The 24,129-nt window shown below is 68.8% G+C and carries 20 protein-coding genes and 6 pseudogenes; 17 read left to right on the forward strand and 9 right to left on the reverse strand.

Translation table 11 applies throughout. The features are described from left to right. Positions 1-225: 225 nt before the first annotated feature. From AB0D53_RS21010 to AB0D53_RS21030, 5 genes and pseudogenes are all read left to right on the forward strand, one after another. Positions 226-756, forward strand: a pseudogene (locus tag AB0D53_RS21010) (DUF5131 family protein); the annotation flags it as partial. Between the two features lie 244 nt (positions 757-1,000). Next, complete coding sequence (locus tag AB0D53_RS21015) at positions 1,001-1,972, forward strand: hypothetical protein (RefSeq protein WP_362448694.1); 972 nt, start codon at positions 1,001-1,003, stop codon at positions 1,970-1,972. Between the two features lie 116 nt (positions 1,973-2,088). Next, the gene (locus tag AB0D53_RS21020; protein ID WP_362448697.1) at positions 2,089-2,373 is read left to right on the forward strand and encodes a helix-turn-helix transcriptional regulator; all 285 of its coding nucleotides are present in this window, start codon (positions 2,089-2,091) and stop codon (positions 2,371-2,373) included. Between the two features lie 410 nt (positions 2,374-2,783). Further along, entirely contained in the window at positions 2,784-4,025 is a 1,242-nt protein-coding gene (locus tag AB0D53_RS21025) for a hypothetical protein (protein ID WP_362448700.1), read from the forward strand. Positions 4,026-4,068: 43 nt separating this feature from the next. Continuing rightward, the gene (locus AB0D53_RS21030) at positions 4,069-4,446 is read left to right on the forward strand and encodes a hypothetical protein (protein ID WP_362448703.1); all 378 of its coding nucleotides are present in this window, start codon (positions 4,069-4,071) and stop codon (positions 4,444-4,446) included. A gap of 485 nt (positions 4,447-4,931) precedes the next feature. Here AB0D53_RS21030 and AB0D53_RS21035 read toward each other — a convergent pair whose 3' ends face one another. Both AB0D53_RS21035 and AB0D53_RS21040 read right to left on the reverse strand, forming a co-directional pair. Then, positions 4,932-5,909: an Ldh family oxidoreductase gene (locus AB0D53_RS21035; RefSeq protein WP_362448706.1), complete on the reverse strand. Its 978-nt coding sequence runs from the start codon at positions 5,907-5,909 to the stop codon at positions 4,932-4,934. Between the two features lie 213 nt (positions 5,910-6,122). Next, complete coding sequence (locus AB0D53_RS21040) at positions 6,123-6,263, reverse strand: hypothetical protein (RefSeq protein WP_362448709.1); 141 nt, start codon at positions 6,261-6,263, stop codon at positions 6,123-6,125. A 54-nt stretch (positions 6,264-6,317) separates the two neighbouring features. Between AB0D53_RS21040 and AB0D53_RS21045 the strand changes: the two genes are divergently transcribed. The 4 genes from AB0D53_RS21045 to AB0D53_RS21060 all read left to right on the forward strand — a co-directional run bounded on the left by AB0D53_RS21045 (position 6,318) and on the right by AB0D53_RS21060 (position 8,444). Continuing rightward, complete coding sequence (locus AB0D53_RS21045; RefSeq protein ID WP_362448712.1) at positions 6,318-6,617, forward strand: hypothetical protein; 300 nt, start codon at positions 6,318-6,320, stop codon at positions 6,615-6,617. A gap of 26 nt (positions 6,618-6,643) precedes the next feature. After that, the gene (locus AB0D53_RS21050) at positions 6,644-6,784 is read left to right on the forward strand and encodes a hypothetical protein (RefSeq protein WP_362448715.1); all 141 of its coding nucleotides are present in this window, start codon (positions 6,644-6,646) and stop codon (positions 6,782-6,784) included. A 497-nt stretch (positions 6,785-7,281) separates the two neighbouring features. Next, positions 7,282-7,773, forward strand: coding sequence for a hypothetical protein (locus tag AB0D53_RS21055; protein ID WP_362448718.1), 492 nt, complete (start codon positions 7,282-7,284; stop codon positions 7,771-7,773). Between the two features lie 404 nt (positions 7,774-8,177). Next, positions 8,178-8,444 carry a hypothetical protein gene (locus AB0D53_RS21060; protein ID WP_362448721.1) on the forward strand — a complete coding sequence of 89 codons (267 nt, stop codon included), beginning with the start codon at positions 8,178-8,180 and terminating at the stop codon, positions 8,442-8,444. Between the two features lie 81 nt (positions 8,445-8,525). On the opposite strand, the pseudogene AB0D53_RS21065 reads toward AB0D53_RS21060, so the two are convergent. Next, positions 8,526-9,978: pseudogene (locus AB0D53_RS21065) on the reverse strand (NF041680 family putative transposase). Between the two features lie 241 nt (positions 9,979-10,219). Between AB0D53_RS21065 and AB0D53_RS21070 the strand changes: the two are divergent. The 6 genes and pseudogenes from AB0D53_RS21070 to AB0D53_RS21095 all read left to right on the forward strand — a co-directional run bounded on the left by AB0D53_RS21070 (position 10,220) and on the right by AB0D53_RS21095 (position 15,729). Next, a complete protein-coding gene (locus tag AB0D53_RS21070; RefSeq protein ID WP_362448724.1) occupies positions 10,220-10,801 on the forward strand; it encodes an AAA family ATPase in 582 nt (193 codons plus the stop codon). A 7-nt stretch (positions 10,802-10,808) separates the two neighbouring features. Next, positions 10,809-11,683 (forward strand): annotated as a pseudogene (locus tag AB0D53_RS21075) (IS5 family transposase). A gap of 119 nt (positions 11,684-11,802) precedes the next feature. After that, entirely contained in the window at positions 11,803-12,336 is a 534-nt protein-coding gene (locus tag AB0D53_RS21080; RefSeq protein WP_362448789.1) for an aminoglycoside adenylyltransferase, read from the forward strand. A gap of 40 nt (positions 12,337-12,376) precedes the next feature. Further along, positions 12,377-12,991 (forward strand): annotated as a pseudogene (locus tag AB0D53_RS21085) (helix-turn-helix domain-containing protein); the annotation flags it as partial. Between the two features lie 139 nt (positions 12,992-13,130). Then, positions 13,131-13,493: a metalloregulator ArsR/SmtB family transcription factor gene (locus tag AB0D53_RS21090; RefSeq protein WP_362448727.1), complete on the forward strand. Its 363-nt coding sequence runs from the start codon at positions 13,131-13,133 to the stop codon at positions 13,491-13,493. A 7-nt stretch (positions 13,494-13,500) separates the two neighbouring features. Then, a pseudogene (locus AB0D53_RS21095) lies at positions 13,501-15,729 on the forward strand (cation-transporting P-type ATPase). A gap of 763 nt (positions 15,730-16,492) precedes the next feature. Here AB0D53_RS21095 and AB0D53_RS21100 read toward each other — a convergent pair. The 4 genes and pseudogenes from AB0D53_RS21100 to AB0D53_RS21115 all read right to left on the reverse strand — a co-directional run. After that, positions 16,493-16,690 (reverse strand): antitoxin, encoded by a 198-nt coding sequence (locus AB0D53_RS21100; RefSeq protein WP_362448730.1) that lies wholly within the window; start codon positions 16,688-16,690, stop codon positions 16,493-16,495. 26 nt (positions 16,691-16,716) lie between these two features. Next, positions 16,717-18,243, reverse strand: a complete 1,527-nt coding sequence (locus AB0D53_RS21105; protein WP_362448733.1) for an LCP family protein — start codon at positions 18,241-18,243, stop codon at positions 16,717-16,719. A 320-nt stretch (positions 18,244-18,563) separates the two neighbouring features. Next, positions 18,564-18,695, reverse strand: coding sequence for a hypothetical protein (locus tag AB0D53_RS21110; RefSeq protein ID WP_362448736.1), 132 nt, complete (start codon positions 18,693-18,695; stop codon positions 18,564-18,566). A 398-nt stretch (positions 18,696-19,093) separates the two neighbouring features. Further along, positions 19,094-19,657, reverse strand: a pseudogene (locus AB0D53_RS21115) (TerD family protein); the annotation flags it as partial. Between the two features lie 163 nt (positions 19,658-19,820). Here AB0D53_RS21115 and AB0D53_RS21120 point away from each other — a divergent pair. Then, positions 19,821-20,258, forward strand: coding sequence for a sec-independent translocase (locus AB0D53_RS21120; protein WP_362448739.1), 438 nt, complete (start codon positions 19,821-19,823; stop codon positions 20,256-20,258). 85 nt (positions 20,259-20,343) lie between these two features. Here the strand turns inward: AB0D53_RS21120 and AB0D53_RS21125 are convergent, their stop codons facing one another. After that, positions 20,344-21,123, reverse strand: a complete 780-nt coding sequence (locus tag AB0D53_RS21125; protein WP_362448742.1) for a hypothetical protein — start codon at positions 21,121-21,123, stop codon at positions 20,344-20,346. Positions 21,124-21,570: 447 nt separating this feature from the next. Next, positions 21,571-21,858 carry a Sec-independent protein translocase subunit TatA gene (gene tatA / locus AB0D53_RS21130; protein WP_362448792.1) on the reverse strand — a complete coding sequence of 96 codons (288 nt, stop codon included), beginning with the start codon at positions 21,856-21,858 and terminating at the stop codon, positions 21,571-21,573. A 277-nt stretch (positions 21,859-22,135) separates the two neighbouring features. Here tatA and AB0D53_RS21135 point away from each other — a divergent pair, with 277 nt between their 5' ends. After that, on the forward strand, positions 22,136-23,503 hold the full coding sequence (locus AB0D53_RS21135) for a hypothetical protein (RefSeq protein WP_362448745.1): 1,368 nt from the start codon (positions 22,136-22,138) through the stop codon (positions 23,501-23,503). Positions 23,504-24,129 lie beyond the last annotated feature (626 nt).

A 24,129-nucleotide genomic window follows, 5' to 3' on the forward strand; every position in this document is an offset into this window, starting at 1 on the left:
CCAGTCGGCGCGGACGCGGGGGTGGTTGCCGTGGTGGTGGCGCAGGGGGTGGTGATGGTGTCCAGTTGGGTGCCGGACCTGGGGCTGGAGGGTGTACACCGGTGTCGACGGCGCCGGGCCCGGCCACTAGATTTCGGAATGGAAGTTCGAATGTTGACATTGCAAAAAGTGCCCGGAAGCTTCCGAATATCGAGCTGCGGGGCCCGATTCCCCTGCGGGGCAGGCATCGTTGGGCACCACAGCGCACCGTCCGTATCGCGACGGCGCGACAATGCCCTGGCGCTGGCGAAACGGCTCAAGGCAATGGGCGCGGCGAAGTACCAGAACGACGGTGACCCGCGGACGTCCGGGCCCGGGTTCGATGTGACGCTCCATCCGGACTCGCTGGACGTTCCCTACGGGTGGAAAGCGCCGCGGGTGGTGTTCGTCAACTCGATGTCGGACCTGTTCCACGCCCGTGTCCCGCTGGACTTCGTCCGCCAGGTCTTCAAGGTCATGGCCGATACCCCGCAGCACACCTACCAGGTGCTGACCAAGCGGGCGCGGCGGCTGCGCCAGATCGCGCCGAAGCTGGACTGGCCGGCGAACCTCTGGATGGGCGTCTCCGTCGAATCCGAGGCCGAGCTGCCGCGCATCGACGACCTGCGCCAGGTGCCCGCCGCCGTGCGGTCCCTGTCCTGCGAGCCGCTGCTGGACCCGCCGCCCGGCCTCGACCTGGACGGCATCCACTGGGTCATTGCCGGCGGCGAGTCCGGCCTCCAGTTTGCGTGACAGGGTGGACTTGCCGCATGAATCACGTTCAGGTGCTCGGTCCGGCGCGGCTTCCGGCTTCCTGAGGCTGCGAGCGGGACGTGGAGGCCCGCTCTGCCTGTCGGTGGGGCGTTTGGCGTCGCCTAAGAAGCCCTTGTTCTCCGGTCCGACTGCTTGGTGGGATGCTGGAGTTTCGACGGCGGGAGGGGACAGCTTGGCGGTGTTCGGGTGTGCGGGCTGCGGTGCGGTCTTGACAGCGGCAGTGTCGGAGGTGGCGTTGCCGATCCACCTGGCCGACACCCACTGGGAGACGCTGCACCCTCCTCTGCTGGAGGCCGGGTCGTACGCCGTCGACCCCGCACCGTACGGGCCGCCGTGGCAGCAGTGGGACGAGGTCGGGGCACGCGAGGCGGCGGAGCGGGGGCGTTTCGCGCCGTTCGGTGCGCTGTCCAACGGACCGTCGGACACCGTCCTCCTCGCGCCCGGCGACATGCGCGGCACAGGGCTGATCCTCGAGCGGGCCGGGGGCTACTGCAGGGGGATCGACGGGAGGGACGGGCCAAACCTTGCCTGCCTGGGCTGCGATCTGCCGGTCGGAACGAGGATGGACGACTGCGGGTGCTGGCAGGTCGTCCGGCTCCTCCCGCAGGCGGTAGTGCGGCTGCCCGGCCCGCCGGAGCGGCCGGTCATGGACTGGGCGGAGCTGTTGGCCACCGGCGCGCTGTGGCACCGGCTTAGCGAGTACCGGGACATCCCGGCGGGCGTGGCTCTCGCCCAGGTGGTGGTGGCCGCCGGTGGCGCGCCGGTCGATGTGGTGCCCGGGCCGGTAGCTGAGCTCCTCGGCCGGGCACTCGGCGCGCTGCTGCCCGCCGGGGAAGGTGCGAAGCGGTTGGACCTGGCGGGACCGGGGTTCGGCGAGCCGGCCACCGACCTGGTGCTGGTGCCGGTCCATCCGCAGACCGGGGACATGTGGCAGCCGCGTGCCGGGGCGGTGCCGGTACCTATGGATGCCGCGCTCTGGGCCGAGCTCGCCTTCCCGCCACAACGGACCCGGCTGCCGGTGGTCGGCGGGCTGCCGGCAGGCGTGGAGCGGGACGACCTGCTGCCGCCGCACCCGTGGTACCCGTTCCAGCCGTCCAGAGAGGCGTTCCGGTACACGCTCGCGCGGATGCCCGCCGTCAGGGAGCCGTGGCTGCGGGCGATCTACGACCGAGGATGCTGACCCGTCAGAGGTGTTGCGAACCCAGACGTTGGGTTCGACGTAGCAGCGTATTCATGGACCGAGTCGCAGCTGGGACCAGAACACCCTTGATCTCTGCGGCCGGCAAGGAGGGCTTGATGAAACTCCAGGTCAGCTACCAGTGGCGGCTGCGCGAGGTGACGGCCACCCGCGGCATCTTCGCCGCCTCCGACCTGTCCCCTCTACTCGTCGAACGCGGCATCGAGCTGTCCTCGGTGCAGGTTTGGCGCCTGGTTACCCAGACTCCGGAACGGCTCTCCCTGCCGGTCCTGGCCGCACTCTGCGACATCCTTGAGGTCACCCCCACCGACCTGATCGCCACCCGGGCCGAGAACGTCGCCCGACGTCGGCTCCGCCGCCTCGGGCGGAGCCGACGTGGTTGATCTGGCGGCCACCATCCGGCCCAAGCGCGCCCGGATCGCCCCCGACTCGTGAGCCCGGCCTACGACAGCCGCGAGAAATACGAGCGGTGGCACATACGCACTTGCGCACGCTGCGGCCGTCAGGCCGCCAAGTCCGCGAACTGGTCAGACGGCCCCATCTGCCGCACCTGCTATGAGCGGGCCATGAGGGAACGGGGCCGCTGCCCCGTCTGCGACACCGAACGGCTCCTTCCCGGGCGGGACGCAGCAGGGACCGCCATCTGCCGGGACTGCGCGGATATCAGTCGCGACTTCTTCTGCGACCGCTGCAGCTTCGAGGGACTGTTTCTTGGGCGCCGGCTCTGTGAGCGCCGCACCCTCTCAGACCAACTCACCGCCCTCTTGGACGACGGCACCGGCCGCATCCATCGTTGATCCCGCTGCACCAGCTGCTGGTGAACCTGGATCGCCCGAAGAGTCGCCTGATCTGGCTCCGCAACCCACAAGTCCCGGTTCTGCCGCGAGACCTCGCCACTGGAAAAGTGCCGCTCACACACGAGGCCATCCAGGCCCTGCCGAACTGGCGGACCGCCGCCTACCTGCGTGACCTGCTCATGGACAGCGGCGTCCTGCCGCACATCGACCGGCGGCTCCTGCTGTTCGAGCGGTGCCTCGCCCAGCGTCTAGCTGCCACCGTCGACGCCGAACACGCCCGATTGCTCCAGCACTTCTCCACCTGGCACCAGCTGCGCAAGCTCCGCGCCAAGGCGGCCAAAGGGCCGCTGGGAACCGGCACGACGCAGGAATGCCGCCAGCAGACCACCCAGGCCGGCGCCTTCCCGATCTGGCTCGCCGCCCGCGACGTCACGCTGGACGCCTGCACCCAGACTGACCTCGATGCCTGGCACACAGAGAAATATGCCACCCGGCGACCCGCACAGGCGTTCTTGCGATGGTGCATGGATAGCCACCGGATGCCGCGGCTGACCATCCCGAACCGCCCGACCACCAACCCCCACCCAATGGGCCAGCACCAACGCGTCGCTGCCCTGCAGCGGGTCCTCGCCGAGGGCGCCACCTCGCTGAGAGTTCGGGTCGCCGCCTGCCTGGTCCTGCTGTTCGCCCAGCCGGTCAGCCGGATCGTCCGCATGGCGGCCGACGATGTCCTCCGTGACGGCTCGCACGTCGCACTCCGGCTCGGCGACCCGCCCACCCCGGTGCCCGAGCCGGTCGCCGACCTCCTGCTCGACTACCTCCAGGCCCTGCCCGCCAGCACCCCCGCCATCAACCAGAACTCGCCCTGGCTCTTTCCCGGCCGCCGGGCGAGCCAGCCCATGAACCCCGCCACCCTGCGCGACGTACTTCGCGAACTCGGCATCCCCGTCGAGAAAGGCCGCCCCTCCGCCATCCGCCAGCTCGTCCTCCAGGCCCCGGCCCCGTCATCGCCCAAGCACTCGGCTACCACGGCAAGAGCACTACCCGCATCGCCACCGAAGCCGGAGCCCCCTGGAAAAACTACGCGCCCGGCAACCACAACCGATGAAACGATCCGCGCAGAACCTCACCGGAGGAGACAACAGCCCGATGTCCGCCAAACGCTCACTCACGCGTGCACTCACCAAATTCGCGCAGCCCTTTGGAAGCCGCGATGGCCAGAAGCCACGTCCGCTTGACCTGCTCCTTCTGGAAGGCACCGCCCCCGAAACAGCGCGGACAGTGGTGGAAGAGGTGATCCGGGAGGTGGCACCTGACGCGGATTCGACGGACATTGATCTCATTTCCGACCTTCCCTGGCCTTCGGATGCCCGGGCCGCCCTCACCGCCATCGCCAGCGCGACGGGGGCTCGGGAAGGGGAAACCGCCGTCGTCCTGGACCTGACGGACGAACGGCAGCGCGAATGGTTCATCACCCTCGTGCCGCACACCATCTCCGCTGAGATCTGGGGGCCGACGAGATCAGGGGTCTCCTTCTCCGCAAGCGACACCGGATCGGCGATCGGGTGGCAGTTGCCCGCCGAGCGGTGGGAGAAGGTCCGTGCGCGGCTACGGCACCGAGGCATCGATCCCGACACCGCAGTACAAAGTGCTACCTGAGGTCGCCCCCTGACAGATACCCACAGTAATCAGAGGCAGCGCCAGCCTTCGATTACAGGTCACCTGATCACCGACTCCTACCAGCATCAGCCCCCAACCAGCGGCTGTAGGACACGTTGGGGCTCCGGTAGGAAATCCGTCACCAGCCGCAAACGGCGCTATGTCCTACGCCGGGCCGGGCGGTACGTGCCGGCTGGGCGAAGCGGACACCGACGGTTGCCATGGAGATGCCGGCACACCGTCCGGCTCCAAACCGTGCGGCCACAACCTGCTGAGCACCTCTAGCCCCCCTCCCAGGCTGTACAGGGTGTCGGTGTTGCCGTAATCGGCGGCGCGGTGGTGGAGATGGTGGGCCCATTGCAGGCGGTGCCACGGGAAGTGCGGGATGTATCGATCCCTCAGGTGCCGGTGCTCCGGGGCAGAGCTCGTCGCCGGTGAGCCGGCTGCGACGGTCGGGTGGGCGCGGGCATCTTCGCGATCCTCGGTCAGGGCGTCATGAGCGCTCGATAGACGTCGTCGGGGATTTCGACCTCGGTGATGGGCGTCTTCCGGCGGTCGAAGTCCGCGCCGTGCTCGGAGGCGAGTCGACTCAGATGATCCTCCGCTCGCTGTGTGTACGAGGTGTCGAATGCGGTCGGGTCGATTGCCGCGACGAACAAACCTAGGCGCGGGGACCGGGTTCCGGAGTCGAAGGGCGCCGCATCCTGTGAGAACGATCCGCCGGCCACGGCGGCCAGCATCTCGACCATGAGCGCGATGTTGGCACCCTTGACACCTCCGAACGGCAGGAGCGCGCCGCTCAGGGCGGCGCGTGCGTCGGAGGTCGGGTTGCCGTCGGCGTCGAGCGCCCAGCTGTCCGGAATGGTCTCGCCTCGCATCGCCGCGTCGCGGACGGTCACCCAGGCGGTCGCGCTCGTTGCCTGATCGAACATCCGCGGACCCGACGGGTGAGGCAGCGCGTACGAGAGCGGATTGGTGCCCGTGATTGCCACGCGCGCGCCGTACACGGCCATGAGCGCCGGCGAGTTGGCGCATGCCAGGGCGATCAACCCCTTTTCGGCGACGCGTGATGTGTAGTGACCGAGCTCTCCGGCGCTGAAGGAGTTATACATGGCGAGAATGGCCACACCGCTGGTGCGAGCCCGCTCGACAAGGGCTCCGAGGGCGTGATCGAACGCGAGCTGCGCGGTGCCGCAGTCGGCGTCGACGGTGACGACGGCGGCCCGAGCCGAGGCGACGCGAGGTCGGGCCACGCCGTTCAGACGTCCGTATCGGAGAGCGGAGAGGTAGTCGAGCAGATGCGCCGCTCCCACTTCACGCCTGCCTCGTCGCTCGGCGGCAACGGTCGCTGACGCGAGAACTGCGGCCGTCTCTGGGGATCCGCCTGCGGACCGGATGGCAGATTCGCACAGTGATTCCAGAGCGTCCAGCGGCATCCGGTGGGAGGAACGGTTTGAAGTCATGTCCCTCGAGGCTATCGGAAGGCGCAGAGTCACAGGCCGCATGGAGTCGTTCGCGACGACCAGCGCCAGGGCCTGTGGCTTTACCACATCACCGGGCCCTTCAGCTGGGACTTCGGCATCGCCCCTTCTCCGGCCGGAGGGCGCGGATAGCCTCAGGGGCATGGCGATACGTGGAGCCCGGGTCGAGCCCGGATCGATGCGGGCAGTGTGGGATCAGACGTGTGCGGTCCGCCCGTAGGACGCCCCGGAGAACGGGCCCGGGACCTCCGAGCGCATCGTGGCGGCCACCACGCCGAACCAGACCAGCACCGACAGCCCCGCATGAGCAGTCCCGACCGCCCCGTCCTTCTTCATTCCAGCTTCACCTGGGCCACCAATGCGCGACTGGTCAGCGAGGTCCTCGGGACCGTGGGATCGGCTGCTGCGCGCGTCCTCGACGACACCCGCTACGTGCTGCCCGCCCTGACCTGGCGGATCGCCGCCGAGCTGGCCGATGACTGCGTCACCACCGACCACCAGTCCGAGCATGTGCGGGCCATGTCTCTGCCTGCCCACGCCCTGGACGCGGTGTGGGCCTGCCGGACGGCACTCGTCCAGGTCACTGGCAGCGATGTCGGCATTGATGCCGACAGTGCGGACCTGGCCGACCTGCTGTCGTACTGTCTCGACTGCTTCCACAGCACGACAGCACCGATCTGCGCAGTGTGATCGAGGCCCTGGACAGAGTCCTTGTGGTGCTCAGTCTCGACCTGCCCGCCGCCCGCACACTGATGACCACCTTCGTGCTGAGCCCAGAAGCTATCGGCGGCCTGAAAGCGAAGAGCGCGTTCGACGAAGTCCTGACGGCATGGCGCAAGACCGGAGTCGCTTGCTGACAAGCGCACCGCGCCTGATCCTCGTGGGCCCGGGTGTTACTTGCCGCCCCCGCACTGGCAGGCCTCACCCGCTGGCCGAGGCCCGTCCAGCGCCGTCCGAGATTCAGCCCCTGCCGTACACGCGGATCGTCCCCGCCGACGGCCGGGGGGCACACGGTGACGGTCAGTGGATGCCGGCCGTGGCCCAGGCGCCGTGGATCTGTTCGTAGGCGGTCTGGATCCTGCCGGGCGAGCGGCGCCTCGCCCGGCACCCGGGAGAGCACGACCTCGCCATGCGACACCTGAACACCGAGCGGGCCACGGAATGAGCCGTGGCCCCGGCGTTGCGCTGAAGAGGTTCAACCGGGAGCGTTTCCCAGCCGGGTGCGGCGGATCCAGCCAACTCCCATGGACGCGCGGCGGGGGCGTGATCACCACTGCGATGATCAGGGCCGTTGCTGGTTCCCCGGGTGTACCAACCTGAGATGTTCGCGCAGTTGCTGGAGAAGTGACTGAACATGACGGCGGACCTCGAGGCCGGGCAGCTGACCACGGAACAGGTCGCCAACCTGGCGTTGCTGGCCGTGGCGCAGGCCCCCGCCTATGCGAGTACGGCGCGGCTCGTCTCATTGATGGCGTCCCTGCCCGTGCCCAGCGACGAGCCGCAGGACTTCTGGTTCCAGCTGTGGCAGGCCGCCGACGACCCAGTCCTGCTGCCCGGCAACCTACGCCACCAGCTGCTGCGCGCCATCGACGGCGACGGCACCGTCCTGGCCGACCAGCTTTTGAGCGTCCTGGCGGAGATGAGCAGCGATCAGCGCACCGCAGCGGCCGAGGTGATCGGCAAGGCGATCGGTACGGAGCACCTGCGCGGCTACGAGGCCGACTACATCGGGGAGCTGTGGCTGCGCGAGGCCGAAAGCGCGGCCTGGCAGATCCTGCACGCCTATCGCGGCCGCACCACGTGGGACGAGCAGCAAGAGTTCATCCAGGCGTGGAAAGACGCCTGAGCCCCGGAAGGAAGCAGAGGCCGTGAGCTGCGCGGGTCAGGCACTGGGTCAGCGATGCTTCGGCCCGGCCGGAGCTGCTCCGGGTCTTCGAGGGGATCCCGATCATGCTCTTCGTGGGGGGCCCGGATCTGGCGCTCGGGTGGCGTGCGCGGCCGGAAGCGCCCCCACCTCTGCGGTGACCGCGGGCCGCCATCGCAGGGCCTGCCCGGTCGTCGTCGCGAGCCGCGTACGGCGAGATCGCGCAGTCCGATCCGCCCCAGGCACCCGTGGCCGGTCCCCAGGCCGAGAAGAAGCGGTCCACCAGCACGGACGCAGACGGCCGCAAGACGGAGACCGTCGAGGTCGGGCCGTCCGTTCCGCCTGCGCAGTGACCTGACGGATACGCCGGAGAAGAAGGGCCCCGTATGAGCAGGCTGCTGGAAGCGGTGTGTGCGCTGACCGCCGTAGGCGTCCTCGTTGCGCTCCTTGTATGGGGCGCTGACCGTGACGCCCTGCGGATGGCGTGGCGGGAGGGCGAGCTGAGCGGTGTGACGGTCGTGTTCGTGGCGGCGTGTGCGCTGTGGCTGGTGCTGTGGCGCAGGCGTACCAGACGCGGCCGGCTGGCGTGCCCGCTTGTGGTGCTGCTGTGCGGTGCGGCTGTCGCGCTGGTCGTGGCGGCCATGGCCGGTTGACCGGCGCAGGCAGGCAGGTGGGGTTTTCCGTTCTTGTGGGCGGGGAGCCCCACTGGCGTTTCAGGCTAGCTAGCTTGATCTTTAACCAGTACGACGTGGTCGTGGGGTTGTTGACTTCGTCCGTCTCGTGCTTGCTCTGCCGACGGTGTGCACGTCGTGGCGTGGGGTCGGTTGCGTGTTCTTGCGGCCGGGTGGCCGTCCTGGGCCGGGACGGGGGGTTTTCGGTGCTCTGGCTGGGCAGGCGGCTTGCGGGCGGAGGTGCCGAAGGTCGCGGCGGACGCGTGCAGGGGTGAGCCTGTCCGGCGGGGTCGGCTTCTCCCAGGGCCGTCGGAGGTCTGCTGCCAGCGGGCGGGCGGGCGAGCCGGAGCTGGGTGAAGGCGACGACGATCAGCCAGGTCCAGCGGTCGGCGGCTTCAGGGGTGCGGATCTTCGGGCAGGTCCAGCCCAGGGTCTGCTTGAAGAGACGGAAGGTGTGCTCGATGTCGAAGCGCCGCAGGAACGCCTGCCACAGACGGTCGATGTCGGCTGTGGTGGCGTCGGTGCCCGACCACCACAGCCAGGCCGGCTTCGGTGTCGCGCCGCTGGGCAGGTGCTCGACCTGCAGGCGGATCACGGTGCCCTCGATGACCGGCAGGGCGCCCAGCTCTGCGGTCCAGGCCGAGCGGTGGGTGAGTCTCGGGTGGAGCCGGTCCCATGCCCGTGCGGTGGCGGTGCCGTAGAGACGGGTCTCGGTCACCGTCTGCTCGTCGGGTGTGTTCCAGGTGGCGGGGTCACCGAAAACGAACTCACTGCCATGGCGGGGCGGTCGGCCCCTCACGCCGGGCTCGCGGAGCGGGGCCGCGCGGCGCAGGACGCGGTCCGAACGCATCCGGCCCAGCACCTGCACCGGCAGATCCTTCAGCAGGAAGGCCAGGCGAGGCACGTCGTATGCGGCGTCCACCACTATCAGGATGTCCGGGTCGCCGTCCGTCCACTGCCCGGCCGCGATCAGCCGCTCGACGAGATCACGCATCTGGCCAGCGGTGACGGTGGCGGCATCGTCGCCCGGTGCCAGACGCAGTGCGTCCAGCGGCGCGGTCCACGAAGTGCGTCCCGTCTCCAGCGCGCAGATCACCGAGTACGGCCAGCCGGGCACGGGAATGTGCTGGTCCTTGCCCCGGCCGTAGGTGTGGCACAGGATCCGCTGCGGTGAGGTGTGCGCGCTGGGCCGCAGCCAGCAGGTGAGGTCGGCGGCCAGAACCAGTCGGCCGTCCGCCGCCCGCGGCGGCGGCGCCGTCGCCAGGGCCCGCCGCAGCCGGGCCACATCGACCCGGCCCGCGCCCAGGGCATCGTAGAGCCCGCCGTGACCGCGACGGTGCTCGCCCACCAGCGACAGTTTCACCAGCGACCTGACCGGACCGTCCGCACACAACACGGCATCCGCAAGCTCGAACAACGCGTCCGCACGCCTGGGCAGACAGGAGTAGAACTCGCCCCGGAAGCGTGACAGTTCCGCAAACGGATCCTGCCGGACAGCATGATGCAACAGACTCATCCCAACGGCCTTCGTGCTGAGCGTTGTGTGTTCCTTGGTCGGATCACATGCTCAGCCGAAGGCCGCCCACACGTAAGACAGTTACCACTCCGAGTGATCAAGTACGAGGAGCCGTTCGGACCCCGAGGTTAAAGATCAAGCTAGGGCGTGTGTCGTAAGTGGATCAAGTAGTCGCCAGCTCGGCGGGGAGTGGGGCGACGCGTACTCTCAGTGTCCTGATCGCTGCGCTTGGAGAACTCGTATGAGCTTGAATCCGATATCCATCGACCGCGAGTCGGCTGCCGGGACTGTCCTGCTGACCGGCATCCCCGGGAGCGGGAAGTCCACAGTGGCCGCTGCACTGGCCAGCCGGCTTCGGATGTCGGCCCATATTGAGGTGGATGCACTCCAGCAGATGGTCGTCAGCGGCGGGCAATGGCCCTCGCCGGCCGAAAACGCAGAAGCCGACCGGCAGATCTTCCTGCGGGCTCGCAACGCGTGCCTTCTGGCGGACAGCTTCGCGCGGGCGAGTTTCATCCCCGTGCTCGATGATGTTGTCGTCCGCCTAGCCCACCTTGACTTCTACCGCACGACGCTGACGGCAGCGCCGCTCCACATCGTGATCCTGGCTCCCGGCCCGGCGGTCGCGTGGCAGCGCAACCAGGCGCGAGAGAAGGTCTTGACCACGGACTGGTCTCCCCTGGATGAGGCGATGCGCTCCGAGCTCGGGCAGCAAGGAACCTGGATCGACAACGCTGCGCAGACGGTTGAAGAGACAGTCGAGGCGATCCTGTCTGTGACCGGTCTGGCGTCTACCCTCGAAGTCGATCAACCTCTGCAATGATCGCTTGGTGGCGCGTGGAGATCTGACGGATACCCAGTGGGACCGGCTAGCACCGTTGTTGCCCGGAGGCAAGAAGCCGGGACGTCCGCCGATATGGACGAGGCGGCAGCTGATCGACGGCATACGGTTCCGGACCCGCACCGGCGTCCCGTGGCGGGATGTCCCGGAGCGGTACGGCCCCTGGGCCCGGGTGTACGACCTGTTCTGCCGCTGGCAGCGGGACGGTATCTGGCAGAGCATCTTTGCCGAACTGGAGGTCCAGGTGGATGCCCAGAGACTCATCGCCTGGGAAATCAATGTCGACTCCACCGTGTGCCGGGCCCACCAGCACGCCGCCGGTGCGCGGAAAAGGGGGATCTGCAAAAGGAGCCGCCCGGCGGTATCAACGCCGAGCCGGACGACCACGGCCTCGGGCGCTCGCGCGGCGGTCTGACGACCAAGCTGCATCTGGCCGCCGCGCAGGGCCAAAGGCCGATGTCGATCGTGATCACTGCCAGACAGCGAGGGAACTCCCCTCAGTTCAAACCCGTCCGGGAGAAGATCCGGGTCTCCCGTCCCGGTCCGGGCAGGCCGCCCACTCGTCCGAACCGGGTCCGTGCCGATAGGGCGTACGCCTCCCGCAAGAACCGCGCCTACCTGCGCAGGCGCGGTATCCGCTGCACGATTCCTGACAAGGCGGACCACGCCCGGAACCGCAAGAAGCGCGGTTCCCACGGTGGCAGGCCGCCGAAGTTCGACAAGGCCGACTACAAGAAGCGCCACGCGGTGGAGTGCGGAATCAATCGCCTCAAAAGGCACCACGCAGTCGCCACGAGATACGACAAACCCGCCGTCCGCTATGAGGCGACCGTGCTGGTAGCAGCCATCAATGAGTGGCTGTGACCAGCACCTTCGATACACGCCCTAGTGCCGCATCAGGCAACGTTCGCCCGTTCTGTGCGTGTGAAGGCAAATGATGTGCCGGGCAAGGCCGTTGCTGGGTAACCTGCCTGGCTGTGGATATGGGACGTGCTGATCAGCAGCTCCACGTGATCGCTGAGGCCGTGGAGGTTGCCGGAGCTCTTGGGATCCCGGTGTGGCTCCGCGGTGGATGGGCCATGGACTTCTTCCTTGGCGAGATCACGCGAGACCATGAGGACATCGACTGGTTCGTCTGGGCGGACGATGCCGGTGCTCTGGCAGGAGGGTTGCTGCAGCGCTGCTACGAACCGGTCCCGGGGTCGCCGCCTGACCTGCAGTTCGATTTCGTCAAGGACGGTCTGGAGAGCAGCTTTACGCTCCTGGACAGGGATACGGCTGGCCGTGTGGTGGTTGCCGGGGGCCCCTGGGCCGGTGCGCCCTGGCCCGAAGGAATGCTCGATGCCGGGCCGGGCCATATCGGTGGTCTGCAGTGCGCGATCGTCAGTCCGCAGGCCCAGATCGAGATCAAACGAATGACGCCCGTCTGGGATCCTTCCCGGCCTCGGCGGGGCAAGGACGCCGAGGACATCGCCCGTCTGGAGGCGGCCCTCCGCGCACGGGACAAAGCGGTCTGAGTGAGGTTCTTGGGCATCGGCCGTCCGTTACCGTCCGACCGTGGCAGAACAAGTACGCGTCCGTGAGATCAACGACGACAAGGGGCGGCTATTGCGGATCATGCGCAGGGGCACCGGGTCGGTGGTGACCTGGCGGCGGGCCCAGATGGTGCTGCTCTCCGCGCAGGGCATGCCGGTGGCGAAGATCGCCGAGGTGTCGTTCACCAGCGACGACCGGATCCGGGATGTGATCCACAACTTCAACGCCGACGGCTTCGAGTCGCTGTATCCGAAGTACAAGGGCGGCCGCCCCAGGACGTTCACGCTGCCCGAGCGCCGCGAGATCAAGAAGATCGCCAAGTCCAAGCCGACCGAACACGACCTGCCGTTCTCCACCTGGAGCCTGACCAAGTTGGCGGACTTCCTGGTCGCCGAGGGGGTGGTCGACGACATCAGCCACGAGGGCCTGCGCATCCTGCTCCGCGAGGAAGGCGTCTCGTTTCAATGCCTGAAGACCTGGAAGACCTCCCGCGATCCGGACTACGCGGCCAAGAAGGCCCGCGTCGAACACCTCTACGCGATCGCCGACGGCGAGGTGACACCCGAGGACGGCGCGCCCGAAGTCATCTTCTGCATGGACGAGTTCGGACCGCTCAATCTGATGCCCCACCCGGGCTCGACAAGTGCGGGTTCCTCGGGGTGGGCGTGAGTGGGGCAAGGGGCGGCGCCCCTGCGGATCGCGGCTCGGCCGGGCAGGCGTCGGCTCCTAGACTGGGGCGGCTTGTGGGGGTGGTCCGAGGTGACGGAGGTAGTTCGTGGTCAAGAAAGCGCCTGACCTTGAGGATCCTTCCGCGGAGGTATTGGCCGAAGCGTCGGCGGCGTTCGGACTGTTGGCATCGGCGTCGCGGCTGCACATCATGTGGACCCTTGCGCAGGGCGAGAGTGACGTCACACATCTAGCCGACCGGGTCGGCGGGGCGCTGCCGGCGATCAGCCAGCACTTGACGAAGCTGAAGCTGGCCGGACTCGTACGTGCCCGGCGCGAGGGCCGTCGGCAGGTCTACTTCGTCGACGATCCCGACGTCGTGACCGTCGTGCGCGTGATGGTCGGTCAGCTCTGCGGCCGTACACAGAGCGAGACCGTGCCGGTGCGCCTGGCGCGCGGGACCGGTGCCTGAGCATGCGATGGCCGCGGGAACGGGCGCTGCGGCCACACAGGCGCCGAGCACGGCCGCGGCTGCGGTTGGCGTAGCGGCACCAACGGCACTGCAGGTGCTGCGCGTCCTCGACAGCGGCCCGCGAGGACTGACCGAGCAGGAGGCAGAGCAGCGGCTGGCCCGGTTCGGCGAGAACGTGCTGCCGGCTCAGCGCATCACTGTTTGGCCTCGACGTGTGCTGCGCGCTCTGACCGATCCGTTCACCGCGGTGCTGCTCGTGCTCGGGCTCGTCTCGGCGGCCGTGGCCACATGGACGACGGCGGGTGTGATCACCCCTACTGGTGGTGGTCAGCTGGGTGCTGCGTATGTCTGGTGAACGGAGGGCTGACCGGTCCATGGTCCGGTTGCGCGAGATGGTCGTCACGACGGCGAGCATGCTGCGCCGGGCGGATGGTGGTGCCCCGGCTGCGGTTCCGGTGGCGCGGGAGATCCCTGTGGACCAGCCGGTGCCGGGCGATGTGATTCGTCTCGGCCCGGGAGATGTGGTGCCCGCCGATGTACGGCTGTTGCGGGCGAGTGGGCTGGGCGTGCACCAGGCGGCGCTCACTGGAGAGTCCCGGCCCGTCGACAAGTTTCCGCTGGATGCGCCGCATCCGTACGACCGGGGCGTGTTCTCGCAGCCGCACCTGTGTTTCCAGGGCAGCAGCGTGGCCTCGGGCAGCGGCACCGTGGTAGTTCTCGCGACCGGAGCGCGTACCGAGCTCGCCCACTCCCACACGGGGACCGGACGGCGCAGCGCCGGCACCTTCGAGCGCTCGGTGCACGGCGTCGCGTGGATCCTCGTCCAGTTCATGCTGCTGATCCCGCCGTTGGTCCTCATGGCCAACGCCGCCGTGAACGGCAGCGGTCTGGAGACGTTGCCGTTCGCCGTGGCGGTCGCGGTCGCGCTGACCCCGGAGATGCTGCCGGTCGTCGTCAGCACATGTCTGGCGCGGGGGGCCACGCTGCTGGTCCGTACCCACGGAGTGATCGTCAATCGGCCGCCCGCGCTGCACGATCTGGGCGCGATGGATGTGCTGTGTCTGGACAAGACCGGCACCCTGACCCATGACCGGCCAGTCGTCGGCCGGGCCGTCGACCCGGACGGCCGCGACGACCCCGAGGTCCTGCACTGGGCGGCAATCAACGCATGGTGGACACTGCAGCTCGCCGACCTGCCCACGCCGGACATGCTCGACGAGGCGATCCTCGACGTAGCCGAGGAAGCGGACCTCCTGGCGTACGAGCCGGTCGCCGCCCTTCCCTTCGACCCGGTCCGCCGCCTGGCCACCGCCGTCCTCCGCACCCCCCGCCGCATAGGCACGCACACGCTCGTCGTCAAAGGCGCGGCCGAGGCCGTCCTGGAGCGGTGTGCGCCCTGACGTTCATGGGTTTCGTGCTGCTGCGTGACGCGGTCACCGACACTGCGGCCGCCGCGCTGCGCGACTTCGCCGAGCGCGGTGTGAGCGTAAAGGTCCTCACCGGCGACCACCCGGGCGCTGCGGCCCGTGCTTGCCGAGACCTCGGACTGGAGCCCGGCGAGGTCCTCACAGTCACGGGTCACGCCATCACGGCAGGCCGGCATGCGAGCGGCAACATCGCCGCGTACCTGCGCATCGCCCTCTCCTCTAACCTCGGCAACGTGATCGCGATGCTCGCCGCAGGCATCCTGCTGCCGTTCCTGCCGATGCTGCCCGCGCAGGTCCTGGTGCAGAACCTGTGCTTCGACGCCGCCCAGCTAGCCTTCGCCCACGACCGGCCCCACCCGGCCGCGCTGCGCCGCCCCACCGTGCTGCGCCCGCGCGGCCTGCTGCGCTTCGTCACCGGCTTCGGCGCCCTCAACGCCCTGGCCGACCTGGCCACGTTCGGGCTGCTCGCCCTCGCCGTGTACGGCCCCGGGAGCGGCGACGACGAGGCCGTCTTCCACTCCGGATGGTTCACCGAGAACCTGCTCACCCAGGCACTGGTAATGGTCCTGCTGCACACGGGCCGCCGCGGCGCGGAGGGCCGCGGCCTGAGCCCGGTGGGCCGGGCGGCTGCCCTGCTCGCCGCAGTGGGGGTGCTCCTTCCCCTGTCCGCGCTCGGGCCGCTGCTCGGCGTGACCGCGCTGCCTTTCGCGTACTACGCGCAGCTCGCCGCCGTCCTCGCGTTGTACGCGGCTGTGCTGGCGGCCGCCATGCGGCGCCTCGAACGGCGGCGCGCGGAGCGGGAAACGTGACGAGATCAGGTCGACCGCGACGGGAGGAGGCCATGGCTGAGCGGGCCAAGGACCGATGGTGGCTCGCAGTGCCACTCATCGCGCTGGCCCTTTGGCTCGTGGCACGGGCGGACCCGTCGGACACCCCTTCCCGCCCGCCGGGCGCGACAGCGCCCAGCACCGCACGCACCTCAGCACCTCCCAACGCGCAGCCCTCTGCCGCCCGCGATCACTACGACCCGGCGCAGTACGCGCGTCAGGTTCGGACGTACGCTGCCGAGGCGGGTATCAGCGCCCAGCTGCTGATGGTGATCCTCTACAACGAGTCCTACAAGCCGCACGTCCCCGATCTCGAGCGGACCTGGCAGCGCTACAAGCCCGACGCGGCGTTAGGTATCGCCAACATGCACCTGGCCGCCTTCGACGACACCAAACGGGGACGGGACTTCGCACACCGCCGCTGGGAAGGGCTGACCGACGACCGCGGCCTCGCCGTCGATGCCGCCGTCCGGCACCTGCACGACCTCGCCGCCCAGCTGCTTGCCCGCTGGTCCATCCCTTACACGAAGGACGAGCTGTTGGCGCTCGGCCGGCTACAACACCGGGGCCCGCAACATGCTCGCCTTCGCCCGCGGCGCGAGGCCCGGCAGCCAGGCCCAGTCCTACCTCGACCGCCTGCGGGACAACTGGAACAAGGCGGGGCATGCCGTCGCGCGCTGAGCAGCCGTGCCGGCGGGCGTATGAGAGTTTGGTGTGGACGTCGTCGGCATCGGAGCGGGTGGCGTCAGTCGCTCTTGTCGCCTAGGCGCTCGATGAGTCCTTGGGCTTTGTCGACTCCAGTGTCGATCTTTTCGCTGTACTTGCCGTCCGTCTTGTCGTCGATAAGTCGCCGACCTTCTCCAGCCCTCCGGAGACCTTCTCGCCGTGGTCCTCGACGAGGTCTTCGATCTTCTCCTCGTTCGGGCGTATGAACAGCACTCATGATATGTCCCGGCCGGGACGGCCAGGTCAGCCGTAGGAGAGGTCCGAGCAGGGGCTGTCATCGGCGGAGCGGGCATTCTCGGCCACATTGGAGGGCACGGCTGTTGGCTCGGCGGTGGTGGGGTCGGTGGGGTTGTCGGCGTAGGACTGGCCCACGGTGACGGTGATGCCTTCGGTGGCCCCCTGCTCGATCTCGGCCCCGGCGAAGAGCCGGGCGACGGTCTTGGCCTCGGTCTTCTGACCGGGTCCGTACGTGATGACCGTCGTGGCGTGGTCCTGACTGGGCGCGTTTCCGGTGCCGGCGACCGTGAAACCGTGGTCTGTGAGGGTCTTAGCGGCGTGGGAGGCCAGGCCGCCGGTAGTGGTGCCGTTCTGGACAGCGACGGCGATGCCGTCTCCGGCGACCGGGGCGATGCTCGATGGGGAGGGCGTGGCCGTCTTGCCGCTGGCGTCCTCGCCGTCCAGAGTGCGGTCCGCCTTCAACGCCGCCCACAGAGCGTCGGCGTCCGGCTCGACGACCGCGACGCGAGAGCCCTCGTAGCGCCAGGGGATGGTAACGAACTTGGTGTTGTCCAGGTCGATGTTCTTCAGCGACATCGCGAACGAGATCATCTTGTCCGCCGAGCCGAGACCGGGGTCGACGGTCATCGACTTGGTGGCGGCGTCTGCGAGCGGGAACAGTTTGGTGGGGGTGAGCCCATCGCTCTTGACTTTCTTGATCAGGCTGGCGATGAATGCTTGCTGGCGTTTGATGCGGCCGATGTCGGAGCCGTCGCCGATGCCGTGCCGGATCCGCACATAGTCCAGGGCCTGCCGCCCGGAGACCTTCTGCTCACCTTTGGCGAAGATGCGTTCGCCGCGGGTTGGGCGGTTGGGGTTGAGGTCCTTTTGGTAGATGTCCTGCGGCACGCACACATCGACTCCGCCGACGACTTCGGTCAGGGATGCGAAGCCTTTGAAGTCGACCACAATCGTGTGGTGGACGCGCAGACCGGTCAGTTTCTCCACCGTGTTCTGGGTGCAGGCCGGGTTGCCCTTCGCGGTCTGTCCTACTGAGTACGCGGCGTTGAACATGGTGTGTGGCTGGGTCTTGGTCCAGGTGTCGTCCGGCAGTTTGCACGGCGGGATGTCGACGAGGGTGTCGCGGGGTATGGACACCGCGACCGCGTGCTCGTGGTCGGCGTAGACGTGCAGCAGGAGCGCGGTGTCGGAGCGGCCGACGTCCTGCTTGTTGCCGCCGCCCAGGTCGCTGTTGCCGTCGGTACGGGCATCCGAACCGATGATGAGGACGTTCTGGCCTTTCGACGAGCCGACATCCGGACGGTCGTCGGACAGCCCGCCGGCGCTGAAGGTGTCGATATTCCCGGTCAGCTTGAGGTACGCCCAGCCGGCTCCGGCTACTACAAGGACCAGCAGAGACAGGGCTATCGCCAGTATCAGGCGCAGTCGGCCACGCTTGTGGCGGCGCCTGCGTACTGCGGCCCGGGAGCCGGCCGATGAGGGCGGGGTGCCTGCACCCCGGCGTATGGACGCTACCCGATGGCTACTGGTCATGTGTGCCCCTCATCTGGTCGGCTCATGAAGAGGGGACGGTCGGCCCCACCCGTTGGTTGTACAGTTGCGCAATCTAGCAACCTTCACGCGCGGCCCGGCAGGTGGTGTGCGATGAGAGATCGCGGCCCGCCCCTCCCGAGCGTGGCGGATGCCATGCCTCCGGCAAGGCCACAGCCGCTCTCGCAGGTATACGTGGAGGAGTTGACGGAACGGCTGCGGCCTGTCGGGCCGAGGAAGCGGGCTGCTGTGGCCGACTTCGGGACACCGGGGTGTCTGAAACTGGCCAGAGCGGTTGCTATCGGGTACGGGGCGGCCGAGTGTCAGAAGCCGCCGAACTCACCATCGCCGTCTCCCTCGTAGTGCTGGTTGACGGTCACGTCGGGTTCGTCGTCGCTGAGGGCCTCGTTCAGCAGAACTCCACCGACCAGGCCGGCCGCGCCGGCGCCGATCACCGCGCCGGTACCGAAGCGGCGTGGCTGCTCCGGATAGCCCGGCTGGGGGTATCCCTGCTGCTGCGGGTAATCCTGCTGAGGCGGTTGGGGATACCCGGCCTGTGGCGTGGTGTAGTACGGCGGCGGTGTGGTCTGCACGCGCTGGGCACAGCCGCCGCACGCCTGGATCTGGCGGGCATGCCCCATTGCGGGGACCAGAGGACGGCGGTCGAGCCAGGGCCGTGGTTGGGGTCGAAGAAGCAGGTCACCGAGGAACTCCCTGTCGGTTGCGGCGGTGCGGGGGTCGGGCGCAGTCCCGGCGCCCGGCCGGTGCCGGGCTTGTGGGGCGGCGGGGCAGAGGGGGCAGGCGGGACGGGTGGTTGGCTTGAGGTGGCCCTGGGCTGCGGGGTGGGGCGCATGAGATCGACGCCATAGTCGGTGGCGATGCCCGCGAGGCCGGAGGCGTACCCCTGGCCGACGGCGCGGAACTTCCACTCCGTGCCGTGGCGGTACAACTCCCCGAAGACCATGGCGGTTTCGGTGGAGGCGCCTCCCGTCAGGTTGAAGTGGGCCAGTTCGGTGCCGGTCTCCTGGTCGCTGACACGGATGTGGGTGCCCTGGATCTGCCCGAAGTTCTGGCGGCGCTGCTCGGCCGCATAGATGGAAACTGGGAACACGATCTTCGCGGCCTCGGCGGGGACCGTGGCCAGGTCGACCCGGATGTGCTCGTTCTCGCCGGGTCTGCCCCCGGGGGTGTCGTTGGCGGAGTGCTGTACCGAGCCGTCGGGGCTGCGGGGATTGTTGGAGAAGATGAAGTGCTGGTCGGACAGGACCTGTCCCGACTGGCCGCACAGCAGGGCGCTGGCGTCCAGGTCGTAGTCGGCGGCCGGTGTCTGCCAGCCAAGGCCGACACGTACTGAAGTCAGGCCAGGGGCCTGCTTGTTCAGCGACACGTTGCCGCCCTTGGGCAGGGAAACTCCCACTGTTCTTCCTCCACCCGCTGGATGCGTCCTGGCGCTTGGCCCCTACGGCCCCTATAGCGTGGAGACTACCGCTACAGTTCTCATGGTTGCGCAATAACTAAAGTGTCAGTTGCGGGCGCGTGCCCCGGTGACGGATGTACGGCCAGGAAGGTGAGAGTGTCAGGTGTTCTCCGATGTGGGCCCGCTGGAACTGATCACCATCGGGATCATCGCAGTGCTCCTCTTCGGCCCGGACAAGCTGCCGGAGATGATCCAGAACGTGACGGGGTTCCTGCGCAAGGTGCGGGAGTTCTCCGACAACGCCAAGCAGGAGATCCGTGATGAACTGGGGCCGGAGTTCAAGGACTTCGAGTTCGAAGATCTGCACCCCAAGACGTTCGTACGCAAACACGTCCTGGACGGCGCCGGTGACAGCTTCGGACTCGCCGAGATCCGTGACGCCTTCGATCCGAGGCAGGAACTGCATCAGGTCGCCGATGCGGTACAGGAAGCCGTGGACGGTCCCTCCGCAGACGCCCCCTCGGGGCCTCGCGTCGTGCTGACCAAGGGTACGGGGCCCGACCCGTCCGAGCGCCCATCGTTTGATCCGGACGCGACGTAGCAGGCCTCACCAATGCGCGCGGCCGGTTACCCAGCGGCGGACCGTGACCCGAAGCCTGACGGGCAGCCCGCCCGATGGCCATGGTTCACCGCTCCTTCTCCTCAGGGCGGGACCTGGGGCCGGCGAAGTCGGGGCTGCTGAAGCCGGGTGAAGAGAACCCGGGCCCCGCCTCTGGAACGCTGCCCCTTCCCTCTACGGTGTCTTGGCAGCCGGGCGCGGTGGGTCGGCCCAGCTGCTCGGGGGTGCTGGTGCCGGGGAGCCGGTTGTGCAGGTGGGGCAGCATGCCGCGCTCCAGAAGCGCTTGGTGCCACGCCTGCCGGGCCGTCTCCACGGTCGGATCGGCCTCCCGGACGTGGTCCGCGTATGCCGCGGCCCGATTGCGTGCGGCGGCCACCAGCATGCCGACCAGGCCCGCCAGCGTGGCGAGTCCCGCGAGAGCCCCGGCGATCCAGCCTGCGGTCACCAGTCCGTCCGCCAGCCCGGGGCCGTCACCGGCAAGACGCAGGCCGTAGCCGAAGACGAGGAACACCACGGCGGCCATGGCGGCCAGCACGGGAACCAGGAACCCCACGGCCCCGAGCAGGCCGCGGCCCGCGCCACGCCGGTTCTTGCCGACGGACCCGGAAGGGGGCTCAGCCTGCCGGGCCGCCTGGGTGCGCACCTGACGGTAGTGGCGGTACTCGGGCAGCGCGGCGGCCATGATGGCACCATGCTCCCGCAGAGCGCGGGTTCGCAGCTGCTCGATGTTCTCCGTTGCACCGGTCCTCCGCGCCACGGCGGACGCCTGCGGGGACTTCAGCGCCTGGTCGAGCACGCGCTCGAAATCGCGCCGGTCTTCTGCTCTGAGACGGTCAGAGCGGCTCATGCATACCCCCGAAAGTCAACGGGACCGCCCCTGCTGCGGGGCTCGGCCTCGCGCGGCAGAGGATGTCTGTCAGTTACCCACTTGCGCAATACTTAATATGTCGCCCAGGCAAGGTGGAGTCGGCTTGCCAGGATCGGGCCGTGTCTGGTTGGCCTGCCGTGTCGGGGCAGCGCGGGCCGGGCGCCGTCGCGGCCGGGGCCGAGCCGCCCGGTTGTCCGTCCGGGCCGCTCTCCGGTGCCCCGGCAGGCACGGCCGGGCCGTCGGAACCCTGCCGGCCCTGCGCCGTACGGGGTTGGGGCTGCTGAGGTCAGGGCTGGTGAAGCCGGGAGGGGGCAGGCCCGGCTCCGAGGCACCGCACTGGTATTGCCTCACCTCGTGGGTGAAGGGCGAGCCGCCGCGGTACGGCTTTCGAGATGTCGGCCCTTGATGCACCCTCCGGGCGGGAGCTCAGCGGGTAGTGGTGCCGTGCTCCGGTACGGGCCGCGCCGAAGCAGTATCGCCTGGAGCGGCCTGGATCGTTCGCGGGGCCGTCTGCGCGTGTTCGCCGGGGGCGGCCTCAGGTGCAGCGGCCGGTGGCGCGCCGTCCTCCTTCATGGCTTTCGCCTCGCTCTTGAGGATCCGCATCGACTTACCCAGCCCGCGGGCCGCGTCCGGCAGTTTCTTCGACCCGAACACCAAAATGATCACAATGGCCACGAGCAGCAGGTGCCAGGGGTGTAGAGCGTTCGCGAACATCGCCACCTCGTCCGTTCTCGTCCATACGGGTCAAGACGGCCGAAGAAGCCGCACCCGCCATGAGGATTGCTAGATTGCGCAACTGTATAACTATGGGGCGGGGGAGTCGCCCCCTTCCGGAGAACACGGCTGAAGACGAAGGGATGCTCATGGCGGCCGGCTACCAGGCGCAGGCAGCGGAAACCTCCGCCCGCCCGGAAACGGCGGCTCCTTGTTCTGCCCTCCCGTACGGCCAAGTGATCACAGACAACTCGCGGATCTCTTCAGGAGAATCTCCATGCATGCCCTCATAGGGGCCACGCCCAAGTTCCGTCCGGCCCACACCCTGGCCCTGCTCCTCTTGGCTCTGGCCGCCGCCCTTGCTCCCGGAGCGGCCTACGCCGCGGGCAACATCGGCGACGTGGCACAGGCGCTGAAGAAGAGCCCCGTCTATGTCGACCCACGGGCCCAGGACCAGCTCTCGAAGGACGACGCCGACGCGCTCGCGCGGAAGATCGAGGATGCGGACAAGCCGGTCTTCGTCGTCGTGCTGCCCGAGGCCGCCGAGTACCCGCCCGATACGGTGCTGCGCGACCTGCGTACCTTTACCGGTGTCACCGGCGTCTACGCTATCCGCCTCGGCGATCGTTTCGCTGCGGATGCCGACCGGCAGGTGATGCCCGGCGCCGCCGTGGACAACGCCAAAGGTGCGGTGCGGCGTTCCTACGCCTCGGACGCTCCGGCCCAGCTGAACGCGTTCGTCGACCAGGCCCTTCAGCAGGCCAAGGGCAACGCGCCGTCCTCTTGGGCAGACGACGAGGAGGGTGCCGGGGCCACCGGACTGCTTGTCGCCGGGGGCGCAGTCATCGTCGGCGGGACGGGTGCGTACGCCCTCTACCGCCGGTCGAAAAAGAAGCGGGAAGAGCGTGAGCGGGCCGAACTGGATGCCTTGCGCGCCGTGGTGGACGAGGACATCACCGCCTTCGGGGAAGAGCTGGACCGACTCGACTTCGCTACGTCCGAGCCCGGTGCCACCGACGCGATGTGCGACGACTTCACCAGCGCCCTGGACGCCTACGACCGGGCCAAGGTGCAGATGGCCGAAGCAGCCCGACCGGGGGACGTCCAGCCGGTGACTGAGACCTTGGGGCAGGGACGGTTCGCTCTGGCCACCCTGGCCGCCCGGCGCGCTGGTGCCCCGCTTCCTGAACGTCGTATGCCCTGCTTCTTCGACCCCCGGCACGGCCCGTCGATCAGCGACGTGAACTGGTGCCCGCCGGGCGGCGTGCTGCGTGAGGTCCCGGCCTGTGCCGAGGACGCCGTGCGCGTGAGCGAGGGCGGGCAGCCGCTGACCCGTATGGTCCCCACCGCAAGCGGGCCGCAGCCGTACTGGAACGGGGGCTCTGCTTACGCCCCCTGGGCGGGTGGCTACTTCGGTGGCACCGCGGCAGTGGCCGGCGGTCTGCTCGCGGGCACGATGCTGGGCAGCATGATCAGCGCGCCCTCCGCATTCGCCGACGCGGGGGACCTCGGCTCGGCCGCCCAGGGTCTGCCGGACGGCGGCGACGTGTCCGGCGCCGACTTCAACCCGGCCGACTTCGCGTCAGGCTTCGGCGGCGGAGACATTGGCGGCGGGGGTGGTGATTTCGGCGGCGGGGACTGGTGACCTGCCCTCCGGGCACAGACGGTTACGCCAATGGTCGCCGCGCTTTCGGCTGGCCGTGGCCCCAGCAAGGTGCCCTCACCGGAGAGGACGAGGTTCTGCTCCTCCAGATCTATCGGGTACGCGGTGAAGGGCTCGGATATCCGGGGCCGCTTGACTGGCATGGTGGGGCGGTAGCAGAGGCGGCCGTAGGAGCTGGTGCGGCTGACCGGAGAGGACACGGCAAGCAGCGGGAATCCGGCCAGACATGCCGTGGAGAAGCGATCCTGCCCCGCCCTGGTGCCGAGCACCTTCCGCACAGCCAAAGCTGCTGGCGGAACGCACTGGCCGGCGGTGCGAGCCGTCCGGCCGAAGTCCATCCTCGTCATGCCGACGTTGGGGTCGTCGCAACCTCAATGCCCCCGGCAGAGCAGTCAGCCCGCGCGGCGGGCAGGGCACGGGTCCCGACGTCGTGCGCTATCGCGCCGAGAGCGAGCACCACGAGCGGCCACACGATGGGGGAGGCTGCCGGGACGGTGCCGTGGGCCAAGGCCGCGCCGATGCTGCTGGTGCAGAGTGTCGCGGTGCAGGCAGGAATGCTGGGCAGGGCGATCCGCAACATCACCTCCGGGTGCCGGGCCGGGCGGGCT

The organism is Streptomyces sp. NPDC048295, from assembly GCF_040652135.1.
Classification (GTDB): domain Bacteria; phylum Actinomycetota; class Actinomycetes; order Streptomycetales; family Streptomycetaceae; genus Streptomyces.

Coding starts and splice junctions, on each gene's coding strand:
- AB0D53_RS21100 (WP_362448730.1), bottom strand. CDS start 16,690: ATGAGTGCTGTTCATACGCCCGAACGAGGAGAAGATCGAAGACCTCGT.
- AB0D53_RS21040 (WP_362448709.1), bottom strand. CDS start 6,263: ATGAAGAAGGACGGGGCGGTCGGGACTGCTCATGCGGGGCTGTCGGTG.
- AB0D53_RS21020 (WP_362448697.1), top strand. CDS start 2,089: ATGAAACTCCAGGTCAGCTACCAGTGGCGGCTGCGCGAGGTGACGGCC.
- AB0D53_RS21125 (WP_362448742.1), bottom strand. CDS start 21,123: ATGAGCCGCTCTGACCGTCTCAGAGCAGAAGACCGGCGCGATTTCGAG.
- AB0D53_RS21055 (WP_362448718.1), top strand. CDS start 7,282: ATGACGGCGGACCTCGAGGCCGGGCAGCTGACCACGGAACAGGTCGCC.
- tatA (WP_362448792.1), bottom strand. CDS start 21,858: ATGTTCGCGAACGCTCTACACCCCTGGCACCTGCTGCTCGTGGCCATT.
- AB0D53_RS21105 (WP_362448733.1), bottom strand. CDS start 18,243: ATGACCAGTAGCCATCGGGTAGCGTCCATACGCCGGGGTGCAGGCACC.
- AB0D53_RS21060 (WP_362448721.1), top strand. CDS start 8,178: ATGAGCAGGCTGCTGGAAGCGGTGTGTGCGCTGACCGCCGTAGGCGTC.
- AB0D53_RS21135 (WP_362448745.1), top strand. CDS start 22,136: ATGCATGCCCTCATAGGGGCCACGCCCAAGTTCCGTCCGGCCCACACC.
- AB0D53_RS21080 (WP_362448789.1), top strand. CDS start 11,803: ATGGGACGTGCTGATCAGCAGCTCCACGTGATCGCTGAGGCCGTGGAG.
- AB0D53_RS21035 (WP_362448706.1), bottom strand. CDS start 5,909: ATGACTTCAAACCGTTCCTCCCACCGGATGCCGCTGGACGCTCTGGAA.
- AB0D53_RS21070 (WP_362448724.1), top strand. CDS start 10,220: ATGAGCTTGAATCCGATATCCATCGACCGCGAGTCGGCTGCCGGGACT.